The organism is Streptomyces sp. GbtcB6 (genome assembly GCF_019091475.1).
GTDB classification, from domain to species: domain Bacteria; phylum Actinomycetota; class Actinomycetes; order Streptomycetales; family Streptomycetaceae; genus Streptomyces; species Streptomyces hyaluromycini.
This window is the reverse complement of the sequence record NZ_JAGXJL010000005.1, coordinates 182,870-196,895: the sequence shown is the minus strand read 5'-3', so window position 1 is coordinate 196,895 and position 14,026 is coordinate 182,870. Positions and strand designations below refer to the sequence as shown.

Sequence of the window (14,026 nt, the reverse complement as noted above, 5' to 3'; positions counted from 1 at the left end):
TTCTCCTCATCTTCCTCACGACGCATCTCGCCGTGAGACGGATTTGGCACCTTCCCTAGCCGGGAGCCTCGCGATGATCGACAGTGATCTACGAGTACCGACTGGAGGGTTGCCGGGGCTTCAACGGGCCGTTTCCCTCTGCCCCTCTGGATGAGCGGTATGTGGTTGTCAACGCCGGGTGACCCCAGGACATGCGATGGTCATCGGCGTTGTTCAAGACTGTAACCGAAGGCCAGGACAGTTGAGTGAGTCGTCCGAACCGCGAGATGGATCACACCTCGCCGTGTGACCGTGACAGTGAGGAGCCGCTGACCGTGCTGGAAGAAGTCGAGCGCTGGCTGGCCACCCGCTCCTGGTCCGTAACCGATCGCCCTCTGCACCGGATCATGGCCGCGAAACGGTCCTCCGGGCAGACGGTCAGCGTCGTGCTGCCCGCGCTCAACGAGGAGGAGACCGTCGGCGACATCGTCGCGATCATCCGTCACGACCTCATGCAGCAGGTGCCGCTCGTCGACGAGATCGTGGTCGTCGACTCCGGCTCCACCGACCGCACGGCGGCCGTCGCCGCGGCGGCCGGCGCGCGCGTCGTGCACCGCGACTCGATCCTGCCCCGCATCCCCGCCGTCCCCGGCAAGGGCGAGGTGCTCTGGCGCTCTCTCCTGGTCACCTCCGGGGACATCGTCTGCTTCATCGACGCCGACCTGCGGGACTTCTCCTCCGACTTCGTCACCGGGATCGTCGGCCCGCTGCTGACCGACCCGGACGTGGACCTGGTCAAGGCGATGTACGACCGCCCGCTCGGCGGCGCCGCCGGACAGGGCGGCCGGGTCACCGAGCTGATGGCCCGCCCGCTGCTGAACATGCACTGGCCCCAGCTGGCCGGCTTCGTCCAGCCGCTCGGCGGCGAGTACGCGGCCCGCCGCTCGCTCCTCGAACAGCTCCCCTTCCCGGTCGGCTACGGCGTGGAGCTGGGCATGCTGGTCGACGCCCTGCACCTGGTGGGGCTCAGTGCGCTGGCGCAGGTCGACGTGGGCGTCCGCAAGCACCGCCACCAGGACGGCCAGGCCCTCGGCCGGATGTCCGCCGCGATCTACCGCACGGCCCAGCTGCGGCTGGCCCGCGGCCACCTGATCCGCCCCTCCCTCACCCAGTTCGAACGGGGCGAGGACGGCTTCGAGCCGCGCACCTACTCGGTGGACACGGAGGAACGGCCGCCGATGGCGGAGATCGCGGAGTACGCCGAGCGCAAGGTGGCGTGACTTCGTCGTACGGCCGTATACGGCGGCGCGTCGGGGGTGGCCGTACGTTTGAGCGTTTACGGGCCGGGCTAGGTTGACGCGTATGGCTTCCCCCATGGCTTCCACCGGCGGTGCCGAGGTGCTGGTCGCCTCGAACCGCGGCCCGGTCTCGTACGACCTGCGCGAAGACGGTTCGCTGCACGCCAGGAGGGGCGGCGGCGGGCTGGTCTCGGGGCTGTCGGCCATCGGGCCGGACGCGAACGCGGTGTGGGTGTGCGCGGCGCTGAGCGACGGCGACCGGGAGGCGGTACGGCGGGCCGAGGGCGGCCGGCTGCCGGCCGGGGACACCGGTGGGCAGCAGGTCCGGATGCTCGACATCGACGCGGACGTGTTCGCCGACGCGTACAACGGCATCGCGAACTCGGTCCTCTGGTTCGTCCACCACATGCTCTACCAGACCCCGCTGGAGCCCGTCTTCGACGCGGAGTTCCGGCGGCAGTGGGGGTCGTACCAGGCCTACAACCGGGCGTTCGCGGAGGCACTGGCGCAGGAGGCGGCGGAGGGTGCGGTGGTGGTCATCCAGGACTACCACCTGGCACTGGCCCCGCGGATGCTGCGCCGGCTCCGCCCCGACCTGCGGATCGGCCACTTCTCCCACACCCCCTGGGCACCGCCGGACTACTTCCGCCTCCTCCCCGACGACATCGCGGCGGAGCTGCTGGGCGGGATCCTGGGCGCCGATCACGCGGCGTTCCTGACGCGGCGGTGGGCGGACGCGTTCGTCGACTGCTGTCACACGGTGCTGGGCCCTGGGATCCCGGCCGCCGATCCGGCCTCCGGCGGGACCCGGATCGGGGTGCACGGGCTGGGGGCCGACGCGGACTTCCTGCGGAAGCGGTCGCACGAGCCGGACGTGGACGAGCGGATGCGGGCGCTGCGCGAGGAGATCGGCGGCGAGGGGCGGAAGACGATCGTCCGCGTCGACCGAACGGAGCTGTCGAAGAACATCGTGCGGGGGCTGCTGGCGTACCGGCAGCTGCTCGACGACCACCCCGAGTGGCGGGAACGGGTGGTCCATGTCGCGTTCGCGTACCCGTCACGGCAGGACCTGTCCGTGTACCGCGACTACACGGCGGAAGTGCGGCGAGTGGCGGACGAGATCAACGCCGCTTACGGAACGGCGGTTTGGACGCCGGTGGTGCTGCACGTCAAGGACGACTTCGCACGGTCGCTGGCGGCGTACCGGCTGGCCGACGTGGCGCTGGTGAACCCGATCCGGGACGGCATGAACCTGGTGGCGAAAGAGATCCCCGTGGTGTCGGACGAGGGGTGTGTGCTGGTGCTGTCGCGGGAGGCGGGGGCGTACGAGGAGCTGGGCGAGGACGCGGTCGTCGTGAACCCGTACGACATCGGGGGGACGGCCGATGCGTTGGCGCTGGCGCTGGCTGTGCCGGTGGAGGAGCGGGCGGAGCGCTGCAAGAGGTTGGCCGAGGCGGCTACGGCGTTGCCTCCGGCGCGGTGGTTTCTTGAGCAGCTTGAGGCGTTGGGCGGGTAGATCGGGTAGATCGGGTAGGGGTTCGGCTGCGGGCCGGTGGGGGCTGGTCGCGCAGTTCCCCGCGCCCCTAAAGGGGCGCGCTACGGCTACGGGGCGCTCAGGGCAGCCAGGCTTCTGAGCAGTCGTACTACTCCTTCCGGGCCGTCCGTCACCACGTCTGCTCGGTCTGCGAGCTCTGTTACTTCTGTGCTGCCGCTGCATACCAGGAGGCCGGGGACGCCTTCCGTGCGGAGTTTCTCCACGGCGGCGAAGGCGGGGATGTCGCCCAGGTCGTCGCCTGCGTAGAGGACTGCGCCTGCGGCGATGTGCCTTGCGTACTCGCCGAGTGCGACGCCCTTGTCCATGCCCGGGGGGCGGAGTTCCAGGACCAGGCGGCCCGGTTCGACGATCAGGGCGTGCCGGGTGGCCAGGTCGGTGAGGGGGGCGCGGAGGGATTCGAAGGTGGCCTGGGGGTCGGCGGCGCGGCGGGTGTGGACCGCGATCGCCCGGCCCTTCTCCTCGATCCAGGTGCCTTGCGAGGCTCCGGCGCGGTCGAGGAGGGCGGGGAGTTCGGCGCGGACGGCGGCGATGCCGGGGTGCGGGGGCGGTGCGGTGATCTCGCCGGTCGCCGCGTCCCAGCGTTCGGTGCCGTAGTGGCCGAGGACGACGAGGTGTTCCAGGCCGGGCACGCCGGCGAAGCCGCCGTAGCGGACGGCCACCTCGGCCGGGCGGCCGGTGACGACGGCGACGGCGGCCACCTTCGGGGCGAGGGCGGCCAGGACCGGTACGGCGTCCGGGTGGGCCCGGGCCTGCTCGGGGTCGGCGACGATCGGCGCGAGGGTGCCGTCGAAGTCGAGGCCGACGAGGGCGGAGCGGGGCTGCGCGAGGAGAGCGGCGAGGCCGTCGCGACCGGCCTGGGTGCGCGGCGTCGGGAGGGGTTCCGTGATGTGGGTTCCCATGAGCCGACAGTATCCGAGCAGCGCCCCGATAGGGGCGCGGGGAACTGCGCGCCAAGCCCCCACCGGCCCGCAGATCGAGTCAACGCTCCCCCCGCCGCGCCTCCCGCACCCTCCGCAGCCTGTTCACCGTCACCGGGTCGTGGGCCAGGGCCCGCTCGTCGTCCAGCAGGGCGTTCAGGAGCTGGTAGTAGCGCACCGGAGCCAGGTCCAGTTCCTCGCGTATCGCGCGTTCCTTCGCGCCGGGGCTGGGGAAGCCCCGGCGTTCGAGGGCGAGGATGGCCTGCTCGCGCTCGCCCAGTTCTTGCCGGTCCATGGCAAGAACGGTAGCGCTCAGCCGGTCCCGGTCGTACGGCTGTCGGCCGTCGCCGCCTCGGCCTGGATCCGGGTGAGGACGCTGGTCGGGTTGCCGCTCGGGCTCACCGCCGTACCGATCTGCTTCTTGATGTCGGCGCTGATGGCGGCCCAGGAGGTCTTGCCCGCGGGGTAGAGCTCCGATGTGGGCAGCTGCTCCAGGAAGGGGCGCAGCTGCTTGTCCTGGGCCTGCGTGGAGTCGGTCATCGTCTGGGAGGCGGACGTGGTGACGGGCAGCAGGCCGTACTCGCGGGAGAAGGCGAGGACGTTCTTCTCGCTGTAGACGTAGTCGAGGAAGTCGCCCACCTGGTCGGCGTGGCCGTTCTGCTTGAACGCCGCCATCCAGTCGGCGACACCCATGGACGCGGTGGTGGTGCTCTGGCCGGCGCGGGCGGGCATCGGGACCGTGCCGAACTTCACGCCCTTCTTCTCGGCCTGCTCGATGAGCGTGGGGTGGCCGTTGACCATGCCGACCTGGCCGTCGGCGAAGGCGGCGAACGCGGTCGCGCGGTTCAGCTTGCCGGGGGCCACCGGGCCGGTCAGGCCCTTGCCGACGAGCTCGTCCTTGAGCCAGGTGAGGGTGTCGACGTTCTGCGAGGAGTCGATCGTGTACGTGCCGGTGTCGTCGGTGTAGCCGCTGCCGCCGCTGAGCAGCCACTGCATGGTCTCCGCCTGCGCCTCCTCGGGGCCGAGCGGCAGCGCGTACGGGTACTTCACGCCGTCCGCCTTGAGCGCCTTCGCGTCGGCCGCGAGTTCGCTCCAGGTGGTGGGCGGGGTGGTGATGCCGGCCTCGGAGAAGAGGGTCTTGTTGTAGAAGAGGACGCGCGTAGACGCGGCGAAAGGCATGCCGTACTGCGCGTGGTTCCACTGGCCCGCCTCGGCGAGCTGGGACGGGAAGTCGGCCTGGACCGGGATGGAGAGCAGGTCACCGGCCTCGTACAGCTTGCCGGCGGCCGCGTAGTCGGCGTACGAGCCGATCTGCGCCAGGTCGGGGGCCTGGCCGGCCGCGACCATGTCCCTGACCTTGCGGTCGACGTCGTTCCACGAGTAGACGGTGACGTCGACCTTCACCCCGGAGTGCTGGGCCTCGTAGGCCTTGACCAGCTTGTCCCAGTACTTCTGGGAGCTGTTGGCGGCGGAGTCTCCGTAGTCGGCGGCGACGAGTCTGAGGGTGACGTCCGAGGATCCCGTCGTCCCACACCCACCGAGAACCGCTGTCATGCCCGTTGCGGACACCACCGCGATCATTCCTGCCCTACGCCGCCGCACGTCTACTGCCCCTGTCCAACTGTCTCGCCGTTCAATATGTCTGACCTATAAGGTCTACACCACGCAAGTGGACTAGACCTCTTGCGGGTAGACGGGCCACACTGTTCCCGTGAGACATGTCATCGCCCTGGACGTGGGCGGCACCGGAATGAAGGCCGCGCTGGTCGGCCCGGACGGCAAGCTGCTCCACCAGGACCGCCGCGCGACCGGCCGGGGCCGCGGCCCCGACGCGGTCGTCACCGCCGTCCTCGACTTCGCGGCCGAGCTGCGGTCGTACGGCGAGCAGCACTTCGGCGAGCCGGCGTCGGCGGCCGGTCTCGCGGTCCCGGGCATCGTGGACGAGCGCGCCGGCATCGCGGTCTACGCGGCCAACCTCGGCTGGCGCGACGTCCCGCTGCGCGCCCTGCTCGCCGACCGTCTCGGCATCCCGGCCGCCCTCGGCCACGACGTGCGCACCGGCGCTCTGGCCGAGGGCCGGCTGGGCGCGGGCCGGGGCGCGGACCGCTTCTTCTTCGTGGCCCTCGGCACCGGGATCGCGGGCGGCTTCGGCCTGGACGGCCGGGTGGAGTCGGGCGCGCACGGCTTCGCGGGCGAGATCGGCCACATCGTCGTACGACCGCAGGGCGCCCCCTGCCCGTGCGGGCAGCGCGGCTGTCTGGAGCGGTACGCGTCGGCGGCCGCGGTGAGCGAGGCCTGGGCGAAGGCGGGCGGCGACCCGGACGCGGACGCCGCGGACTGCGCCAAGGCGGTCACGTCCGGCGACCCGAACGCCGTCCGGGTGTGGGGGGAGGCGGTGGCCGCACTGGCCGACGGCCTGGTCACGGCCCTCACCCTGCTGGACCCGCGGGTCCTGATCATCGGAGGCGGCCTTGCGGAGGCGGGAGACGTGCTGTTCGACCCGCTCAAGGAGGCCGTGCAGAGCCGGGTGACCTTCCAGAAACTCCCGGCGATCGTCCCGGCCGCACTGGGAGACACGGCCGGCTGTTTGGGGGCGGGCCTACTCGCCCAGGACCTACTAACGACGACCACTCCGGAGGTAAAGCCCTGATGGCTGCGAACGAGCCGCACAACAGCGCCCCGCAAGGGGCGCGGGGAACTGCGCGACCAGCCCCCACGGACCCGCAGCCCGCAACCCACGGACTGATCCTCTCCGGTGCCCGGGCAGTCCTCCCCACCGGAGTCGTCCAAGATGCCCGGATCTCGGTCGAGGGCACCCAAATCACCGCCACCCCCTCCGAGAACGCCCAGGTCATCGACCTCACCGGCCACTGGCTCCTCCCAGGATTCGTCGACATCCACAACCACGGCGGCGGCGGAGCCTCCTTCAGTTCCGGCACCGCGGACCAGGTCCTCACCGGTGTCCACATGCACCGCGTGCACGGCACCACCACCCTGGTCGTCTCCACCGTCACCGACGAGATGGACGTCCTCGCCCGCCAGGCCGGTCTCCTCTCCGAGCTCGCCGAGCAGGGCGAGATCGCCGGCATTCACTTCGAGGGCCCCTTCATCTCCCCGTGCCGCAAGGGCGCCCACTCCGAGGCGCTGCTGCGGGACCCGGACCCCGCGGAGGTCCGCAAGCTGGTCGACGCGGCGCGCGGGCACGCGAAGATGGTCACCCTCGCCACCGAGCTCCCCGGCGGCATCGAGTCGGTACGGCTCCTCGCGGAGCACGGCGTGATCGCCGCCGTCGGCCACACGGACGCGACGTACGAGCAGACGGTGGCGGCGATCGACGCGGGCGCCACGGTCGCCACCCACCTCTACAACGCGATGCCGCAGATCGGCCACCGTGCCCCCGGCCCGATCACCGCCCTGCTGGAGGACGAGCGGGTCACGGTCGAGCTCATCAACGACGGCACCCATCTCCACCCCGCCGCGCTCCAGCTGGCCTTCCATCACGCGGGCCCGGACCGGGTCGCGTTCATCACGGACGCGATGGACGCGGCCGGCTTCGGCGACGGCCGCTATCTGCTGGGCCCACTGGAGGTGGAGGTCACCGACGGAGTCGCCCGGCTCGCGGACAGCGGTGCCATCGCCGGCTCCACGCTGACGCTGGACCGCGCGCTGCGGCGGGCGGTGACCGTCGACAGGCTCCCCGTCGAGCACGCCGTCGCCGCCCTGTCCGCCAACCCGGCCCGGCTGCTGGGCCTCTACGACCGGGTCGGCTCCCTGGAGCCCGGCAAGGACGCCGACCTGCTGGTCCTGGACGCGGACTTCACGCTGAAGGGCGTGATGCGGCAGGGCACTTGGGTGGTCGCACCCGAACTGTCCTGATCCCTCCCCCTGTTGAGAGACGGCGACCCTAGGCCGGTCGCCGTCTCTTTGGCATGATCGAGGCCCCCAGCCGACGGCACGGGCACGACACATGCGAGGGAGGTCGCCCGATGATCCTCACGGTCACGCTGAACACCGCCCTGGACATCACCTACCAGGTCGGCGCCCTGCGCCCGCACACCTCGCACCGCGTCTCGGACGTGACGGAACGCCCGGGCGGCAAGGGCGTGAACGTGGCCCGGGTGCTGGCCGCGCTCGGACACGAGACGACGGTGACCGGTTTCGCGGGCGGCACGACCGGGCGGGCGGTACGGGAGCGGCTCGCGGACACCCCGGGCGTGCGGGACGCACTGCTCCCGGTCGCCGGGCCGACCCGCCGCACGATCGCCGTCGTGGACGGACTGACGGGTGACACGACCCAGTTGAACGAACCCGGTCCGCAGATAGCGCCCGCCGAGTGGGGTGCCTTCCTCGACCACTACGAGGAACTGCTCACCGGTGCCTCGGCGGTGGCGCTGTGCGGCAGCCTGCCGCCGGGGGTGCCGGTGGGCGCGTACGCGGGGCTGATAAAGACCGCGCGGGCCGCCGGTGTCCCCGTGCTCCTCGACACCAGCGGGGAGCCGCTGCGGCGCGGGGTGGCCGCCCGGCCGGACCTGGTGAAGCCGAACGCCGACGAACTGGCCGAACTCACCGGCTCCCACGAGCCGCTACGCGCCACCCAGGACGCCCGCCGACGCGGAGCGCGAACGGTGGTCGCCTCACTCGGCGCACGGGGCCTGCTGGCGCTCACCCCGGAGGGCCGCTGGCATGCCGCCCCGCCCGCCCGCGAGCACGGCAACCCGACCGGCGCGGGCGACTCGGTGGTGGCCGGTCTGCTGTCCGGCCTGGTCGAACAACTCCCCTGGCCGGACCGCCTGTCCCGCGCGGTGGCCTTGTCGGCGGCGACGGTACGGGCCCCGGCGGCCGGGGAGTTCGACCGCACGACCTACGAGAAGCTGCTCGGCCAGGTCACGGTGACCGGTGGGCCTGCGGCCGCTTAGTCCTTGTTCGTGTGCTTGCCCTGCCTCAGCCACATCTGGTCCAGCAGGACGTCGCAACTGTCGCCGCTCTGGCAGGACAGGGAGATGACGTTGGTGCCCTTGCTGAGGGTGGGGTACGTGAAGCTGGTCGTCCAGGCCTTGGTCGGGTCGCTCTGGCCCGTGTAGTTGTTCAGGGGGAACTTGCTGCCGAACGTCTTGCCGTTGATGGACAGCGTCATGCTCTCGTCCTGTACGGCGCTGTAGTGCGCGTAGACGGTGTAGAGACCGTCCGACGGGATGCCGTTGACCGTCCAGGTGACACCGGCGCCGGTCTGGCTGAAGTTGGTGACGTAGATGCCGCCGTCGGACTTCGCGCCCTTGACGTCCGAGGCCGTGCTCGCGCCGCCGTCCAGGTGGAAGGTCTTCGCGTCGACCGGCGCGATATCGCCGGACGCCGACACCGAGCTGGTGCTCGACGGGGACGGGGAGGCGCTCTGGGACGCGGACACGGAAGGGGAGGAGTCGCCGCTCGCCTTGTTGTCGTCCGAGTTGCCGTTCATCATCGCGACGCTGATACCGATGACGACGGCGGCGACGACCGCGACGGCGCCGATGAGGAGGCCCTTGGTGTTCGGGCCCCGGCCGCGGCCGGAGTTCTGCGGGGCCTGGCGGGTGGTCGGCGCGCCGCCCGGGAAGGTCTCCGGGGCCTGGTAGGCCGCGCTCGGCGGCTGGCCGTAGCCGCCCGGCTGCTGCTGGGGGATGGTCTGGCCGCCGTACTGCTGCGCCTGCGGTGCCTGCTGCGGGCCGCCGTACGTGCGCTCGCCGACCGGGCGCACTCTGCTGACGGCGTTCGGGTAGCCGTAACCACCGGAGCCGGACGGCGGCTGGGCCCCTCTGGCCTGACCGTCGGCGTACAGGTAGCCGAACGGGTCGTCGTCCTCGGGCGTGCTCGCGCCGTTGTCGCCGGGCGTCATCCCTTGGTACTCCTCAACAGGTGCGGGCGGATGCAATACAGGTATTGAGTGTCGAGCCTACCCGGTCTGACTGAGCCAAACGGGTGACTCGGATCGCATCAGCGCGATGACCTGCGGATCATCCGGCACGGCGATGTGCTTTGGGACGAGATCGTTTCTCTACGTACATGCGCTCGTCGGCGGATTTCAGGACTTCGTCCGCCGTCATGCCGCAGTGTGCCCATCCGATGCCGAAGCTGGCACCCACCCGCACGGCCCGGCCCTCGGCGCGGATCGGCTGGATGATCTCGTTGCGCAGGCGTACGGCGAGGTCCTGGGCGTCGGCCTTGCCGAGCCCGTCGGCGAGGATCACGAACTCGTCGCCGCCGAGGCGGGCCACCGTGTCGCCGTCGCGCACGGCTCTGCCGAGGCGCCGGGCGACCTCGATGAGGACCGCGTCGCCCGCGTTGTGCCCGAACCGGTCGTTGATGGACTTGAAGCCGTCGAGGTCGCAGAAGAGCACCGCGAGCCCCTTGGCGCCGTCGTCGCGGCCCTCCTCGGGGGCGACGGTGTGCACGTGGTGGTCGTAGCCGTCGTACGACGATGATCCGCCCGCCGTGCCCGCGAAGTCGAAGCCGTGGCCGTTGGCGTCGTAGGCGGGGTGGCCGTAGGCCGCGTCCAGGGATTCCAGGCCGCCGCCGGTTTCGGCGCGCCGGCAGAGCCGGGAGGAGAGGCGGGAGCGCAGCTCGGCCGAGTTCGGGAGGCCGGTGAGGGAGTCGTGGGAGGCGCGGTGGGCGAGCTGGAGCTCGCGGCGCTTGCGTTCCTCTATGTCCTCGACGTGGGTGAGGAGGAAGCGGGGGCCGTCGGCGGCGTCCGCGACGACGGAGTTGCGGAGGGACACCCAGACGTAGGTGCCGTCTCGGCGGCCCAGGCGGAGTTCCGCGCGGCCGCCCTCCGCCGAGGTGCGGAGCAGGGTGCCGATGTCCTCGGGGTGGACCAGGTCGGAGAAGGAGTAGCGGCGCATCGCGGAGGCGGGGCGGCCCAGGAGGCGACAGAGGGCGTCGTTGGTGCGCAGTATTCGGCCGTGCTGGTCGCCGCCCATCTCGGCGATCGCCATGCCGGAGGGGGCGTACTCGAAGGCCTGCCGGAAGCTCTCCTCGCTGGCGCGCAGGGCCTGCTGCTCGCGCTCCAGGCGGACCAGGGCGCGCTGCATGTTGGCGCGCAGCCGGGCGTTGCTGATCGCGATCGCGGCCTGGAAGGCGTACATCTGCAGGGCCTCGCGGCCCCAGGCGCCCGGGTGCCGGCCGTTGCGCGGGCGGTCGACGGAGATCACGCCGAGGAGTTCGCCGCAGGAGCTGCCCGATATGCCGGGCGTGTACATCGGGGCGAAGAGCCGGTCGGAGGGGTGCCACTCGTCCTCGAAGCGGGGCGCGGGGCCGTCCGTGTACCACTGCGGGACGTCGTCGTCGTCGAGGACCCAGCCCTCGGTGTGCGGTATGAAGACGAGGTCGCCCCACTTCTCGCCCATGTTCAGCCGCCGGTCCCAGGATTCTCTGGAGCCGACCCGCCCTGTGATCAGGGCCTCGGCGGCGGAGTTGCCGGAGAAGGCGGCGACGACCAGGTCGCCCTCGGCGGGGCGTACGAGGTTGACGCACGCCATCTCGTAGCCGAGGGCGGTGATCACGCCGTCGGCGACGGTCTGCAGTGTGTCCGCCAGGCTGCGGGCCGTGTTCATGTCGGCCATTACCTGGTGCAGCTGTCGCAGGGACGCAAGACGGACGTAGGGCTCCGACTCGGTCTCCATGCTCGCCCTCCCCCCGAGACCTCGCAGCGAATCAAGGGTCTGCTTCGGCGCTACTTTTCCCCGCCACTGAATCACAGCGCGCTGCCCACTCGGTACACAGGGTCAACAATTCACCCCCCTTGTGACTCAAGTCACAGGAGAACGTGAACAATTGAGTGGAGTTTCTGCGTTTTACCTGTGTGCTTACTGAACACAGCCTTTGCGGGCGTGTGCACATGATGCACGTTACGGCCTTTCACCCGCCCTTGGTCCTAGGACCCGGCTCGGGCCGATGGCCGATGCGGTGGTGCCGGGTCCGACACTAGCGTTTCCTGCGTGCTGAAGACTTCCTCCCCCGCCGCCGCAGAAGCCACCGGGCATGCTGTGGGGGTGAGCAACGAAGCGTTCAAGGCCGCGCTGTCCCGGCTGGCCGCCGGCGTGGTCCTGGTGACCGCGCAGGAGCCGTCGCTGGACCCGGACGACCCGCTGGCGCCGACCGGCGAGGACGTCGGCATGACCGCCACCGCGTTCATGTCGGTGTCGCTCGACCCGCCGTTGGTGCTGGTCAGCCTGCGTGAGGGCTCCCGGATGGACGACCTGCTCGACGAACAGCCGCGGTGGGCGGTCTCCGTGCTCACCGAGAGCCAGCGCCACATCGCCGGCCGCTTCGCGATGAAGGGCCGCATCAGCGACCGCCTGCTCTTCGAGGACATCCCGTACGTCCGGGGCCAGGCCAGCGGCGCCCCGCTGGTCGGCGGTGCCCTCGCGACCCTGGAGTGCAGCACCGAACAGCGGGTGCCGGCCGGCGACCACACCCTCGTCATCGGCCGCGTCCTCACCGCCGAACTGCCGAGCACGGAAGGCGGCCCGCTGATGTATTTCCGGGGGCGCTACCGACAGCTGGGATGAAACCGCACGGTCCGTTTCCCGAATTCCGCGGGCCGTTACTGAACGGCCGTTCCGGAGCCGGCGAAGAAGTCACCGAAACCACCGCCGGAACCACGGCCGGAAGCACAGCGGGAACCACCGCCGCCAATTCGCCGATCGGCCAATCCGCCGACTCCCCGGAACAGCGCATTCCCTAACCGGGTTCCGGCCCCGGATCCAGGTCCAGTTCCGCGAGCCGCGCCGGGTCGGTCACGATGTCCAGCACGGCGATGCGATCGCGAACGACCGTGAAGACCAAGGCCCGTTCCGGACGGCCGTCGGCGAGTACGACGGCACCGGGGGCGCCGTCGACCAGAGCCGCGACCGCGGCGCCGGCGAACCGCGCGTACGTCGTCGCGCCGGTGGCGACCGCGGCGGCTCCCGTGGTCACGCCCAGCTCGCTGCGGGCCACCACATCGGGGTCGAGCACCTTGAGCAGCCCGTCGAAGTCGCCGGCCCGCGCGGCCGCCAGGAAGGCGTCGACGAGTGCCCGCTGCCGGGCCGGATCGGCGCCCGGGACGCCGTGCGGGCCGCGCACCCGGCGCCGGGCCCGGCTGGCCAGCTGGCGTGCGGCGGCGGGGTTGCGGCCGAGAATCCCGGCGATCTCCTCGAAGGGCACGGCGAACAGGTCGTGCAGCACGAAGGCGAGCCGCTCGGCGGGGGTGAGCGTGTCCAGGACGACCAGGAGGGCGACGCCGACGGTGTCGGCGAGGAGGGCGTCCTGTTCGGGGTCGGCCGGATCGGCGAGACCGGCGAGACCTGTGGGGCCGGGGTGGCCGGTGCGGCCGGGGCGTTCCGTCGGGCCGTCGTCGGCTTCCAGCGGCTCCTCGGCCCGCGACTTCCGGGACCGCAGCATGTCCAGGCAGACCCTGCCGACGACGGTGGTGAGCCAGCCGCCCAGGTTCTCCACCCGCCCGCTGCCGGCGGCCCGGCTCAGCCGGAACCAGGCCTCCTGCACCGCGTCGTCGGCCTCCGCGACCGAACCGAGCATGCGGTGCGCGACGGCGCGCAGCCGGGGCCGGTGCGCCTCGAAGCGCTCGGCGAGGAAGTCGTCGTCGGTTCTGCTCATGCCGGTACCACCCGTGGCCGTAGTCCCTCCGCCTGCGGCGGCTCTCGGTGGACTGACGGAACGGGCGGCGGGGATGTGACAGAGAGGCGGCTACGACCAGTCGCGGCCGGTCCGCCCCCGCTTGGTGTCCGAGCGCTGCTTCTTCTCCCGCAGCCGGCGTTCGTTGATCCCGCGCGGGATGCGGGTCGGCCGGCGCGGCTTGGGCGGGGGCGCGGTGGCCTCCGCGAGGAGCGCGGCGAGGCGTACGGCGGCGGTCTCACGGTTGCGCCACTGCGAGCGGTGCTCGGACGCCCGTACGGCGATCACCCCGTCGACGAGCCGTCCCGCCAGCCGCTCCAGCGCCCGCTCCTTCCACACCGGCGGCAGCGCCCCGGTGTTCGCGAGGTCGAAGCGGAGCTCCACCTGTGAGTCACTGGTGTTGACGTGCTGCCCGCCGGGCCCTGACGAGCGGGAGAAACGCCAGAGGAGCTCGGCCTCGGGGAGCGAGACGGAGCCGCGGATGACGTAAGGACCGGACATGCCCCTATGGTCGCGCGGCTGACCGGCACACGTCACGCGATTATGTTCACCAAGAGTTCGGTAAAGAAGGTAAAGCGAGATGGAACCTTCGGTACCCCTCGTGGCGTTCATACGGGTAGATGTAGCTTCAA

Annotated in this window: 13 protein-coding genes and 1 riboswitch; of the genes, 6 read left to right on the top strand and 7 right to left on the bottom strand. The window is 71.4% G+C overall.

All coding sequences use genetic code 11. The features are described from left to right. Positions 1 to 3 precede the first annotated feature (3 nt). A riboswitch (SAM riboswitch) is annotated at positions 4 to 157 on the bottom strand. 157 nt (positions 158 to 314) lie between these two features. Both KVT45_RS11280 and KVT45_RS11275 read left to right on the top strand, forming a co-directional pair. Further along, the gene (locus tag KVT45_RS11280) at positions 315 to 1,259 is read left to right on the top strand and encodes a glucosyl-3-phosphoglycerate synthase (protein WP_217546495.1); all 945 of its coding nucleotides are present in this window, start codon (positions 315 to 317) and stop codon (positions 1,257 to 1,259) included. 94 nt (positions 1,260 to 1,353) lie between these two features. Continuing rightward, entirely contained in the window at positions 1,354 to 2,793 is a 1,440-nt protein-coding gene (locus KVT45_RS11275; protein WP_217546493.1) for a trehalose-6-phosphate synthase, read from the top strand. An 86-nt stretch (positions 2,794 to 2,879) separates the two neighbouring features. Here KVT45_RS11275 and otsB read toward each other — a convergent pair whose 3' ends face one another. From otsB to KVT45_RS11260, 3 genes are all read right to left on the bottom strand, one after another. Then, a complete protein-coding gene (gene otsB / locus KVT45_RS11270; protein WP_217546491.1) occupies positions 2,880 to 3,731 on the bottom strand; it encodes a trehalose-phosphatase in 852 nt (283 codons plus the stop codon). A gap of 79 nt (positions 3,732 to 3,810) precedes the next feature. Beyond that, positions 3,811 to 4,044, bottom strand: coding sequence for a DUF3263 domain-containing protein (locus KVT45_RS11265; protein WP_217546490.1), 234 nt, complete (start codon positions 4,042 to 4,044; stop codon positions 3,811 to 3,813). 17 nt (positions 4,045 to 4,061) lie between these two features. Beyond that, positions 4,062 to 5,330 carry an extracellular solute-binding protein gene (locus KVT45_RS11260; RefSeq protein ID WP_217546835.1) on the bottom strand — a complete coding sequence of 423 codons (1,269 nt, stop codon included), beginning with the start codon at positions 5,328 to 5,330 and terminating at the stop codon, positions 4,062 to 4,064. 130 nt (positions 5,331 to 5,460) lie between these two features. Between KVT45_RS11260 and KVT45_RS11255 the strand changes: the two genes are divergently transcribed. The 3 genes from KVT45_RS11255 to KVT45_RS11245 all read left to right on the top strand — a co-directional run bounded on the left by KVT45_RS11255 (position 5,461) and on the right by KVT45_RS11245 (position 8,665). Further along, the gene (locus tag KVT45_RS11255; RefSeq protein WP_217546488.1) at positions 5,461 to 6,399 is read left to right on the top strand and encodes an ROK family protein; all 939 of its coding nucleotides are present in this window, start codon (positions 5,461 to 5,463) and stop codon (positions 6,397 to 6,399) included. A 95-nt stretch (positions 6,400 to 6,494) separates the two neighbouring features. Next, positions 6,495 to 7,625: an N-acetylglucosamine-6-phosphate deacetylase gene (gene nagA, locus KVT45_RS11250; RefSeq protein ID WP_308310710.1), complete on the top strand. Its 1,131-nt coding sequence runs from the start codon at positions 6,495 to 6,497 to the stop codon at positions 7,623 to 7,625. A 110-nt stretch (positions 7,626 to 7,735) separates the two neighbouring features. Continuing rightward, positions 7,736 to 8,665 (top strand): 1-phosphofructokinase family hexose kinase, encoded by a 930-nt coding sequence (locus KVT45_RS11245; RefSeq protein ID WP_217546484.1) that lies wholly within the window; start codon positions 7,736 to 7,738, stop codon positions 8,663 to 8,665. Here KVT45_RS11245 and KVT45_RS11240 read toward each other — a convergent pair. Both KVT45_RS11240 and cdgB read right to left on the bottom strand, forming a co-directional pair. Beyond that, positions 8,662 to 9,618 (bottom strand): carbohydrate-binding protein, encoded by a 957-nt coding sequence (locus tag KVT45_RS11240; RefSeq protein ID WP_217546483.1) that lies wholly within the window; start codon positions 9,616 to 9,618, stop codon positions 8,662 to 8,664. The two genes, KVT45_RS11245 and KVT45_RS11240, sit on opposite strands and share 4 nt — an antisense overlap. 118 nt (positions 9,619 to 9,736) lie before the next feature. Next, positions 9,737 to 11,401, bottom strand: a complete 1,665-nt coding sequence (gene cdgB / locus KVT45_RS11235) for a diguanylate cyclase CdgB (RefSeq protein ID WP_217546482.1) — start codon at positions 11,399 to 11,401, stop codon at positions 9,737 to 9,739. 315 nt (positions 11,402 to 11,716) lie between these two features. On the opposite strand from cdgB, the gene KVT45_RS11230 reads away from it, so the two are divergent. Further along, entirely contained in the window at positions 11,717 to 12,289 is a 573-nt protein-coding gene (locus tag KVT45_RS11230) for a flavin reductase family protein (RefSeq protein WP_217546480.1), read from the top strand. Between the two features lie 172 nt (positions 12,290 to 12,461). On the opposite strand, the gene KVT45_RS11225 is transcribed toward KVT45_RS11230, so the two are convergent. Next, on the bottom strand, positions 12,462 to 13,376 hold the full coding sequence (locus tag KVT45_RS11225; RefSeq protein ID WP_217546478.1) for a sigma-70 family RNA polymerase sigma factor: 915 nt from the start codon (positions 13,374 to 13,376) through the stop codon (positions 12,462 to 12,464). A 90-nt stretch (positions 13,377 to 13,466) separates the two neighbouring features. Further along, a complete protein-coding gene (arfB, locus tag KVT45_RS11220) occupies positions 13,467 to 13,895 on the bottom strand; it encodes an alternative ribosome rescue aminoacyl-tRNA hydrolase ArfB (RefSeq protein WP_217546476.1) in 429 nt (142 codons plus the stop codon). Positions 13,896 to 14,026: the final 131 nt, after the last annotated feature.

Bases quoted from the DNA above. Each gene is read 5' to 3' on its own strand.
- otsB (WP_217546491.1), bottom strand. From the start codon at position 3,731: ATGGGAACCCACATCACGGAACCCCTCCCGACGCCGCGCACCCAGGCC.
- KVT45_RS11275 (WP_217546493.1), top strand. From the start codon at position 1,354: ATGGCTTCCACCGGCGGTGCCGAGGTGCTGGTCGCCTCGAACCGCGGC.
- KVT45_RS11240 (WP_217546483.1), bottom strand. From the start codon at position 9,618: ATGACGCCCGGCGACAACGGCGCGAGCACGCCCGAGGACGACGACCCG.
- KVT45_RS11265 (WP_217546490.1), bottom strand. From the start codon at position 4,044: ATGGACCGGCAAGAACTGGGCGAGCGCGAGCAGGCCATCCTCGCCCTC.
- KVT45_RS11245 (WP_217546484.1), top strand. From the start codon at position 7,736: ATGATCCTCACGGTCACGCTGAACACCGCCCTGGACATCACCTACCAG.
- KVT45_RS11260 (WP_217546835.1), bottom strand. From the start codon at position 5,330: ATGATCGCGGTGGTGTCCGCAACGGGCATGACAGCGGTTCTCGGTGGG.
- arfB (WP_217546476.1), bottom strand. From the start codon at position 13,895: ATGTCCGGTCCTTACGTCATCCGCGGCTCCGTCTCGCTCCCCGAGGCC.
- cdgB (WP_217546482.1), bottom strand. From the start codon at position 11,401: ATGGAGACCGAGTCGGAGCCCTACGTCCGTCTTGCGTCCCTGCGACAG.
- KVT45_RS11225 (WP_217546478.1), bottom strand. From the start codon at position 13,376: ATGAGCAGAACCGACGACGACTTCCTCGCCGAGCGCTTCGAGGCGCAC.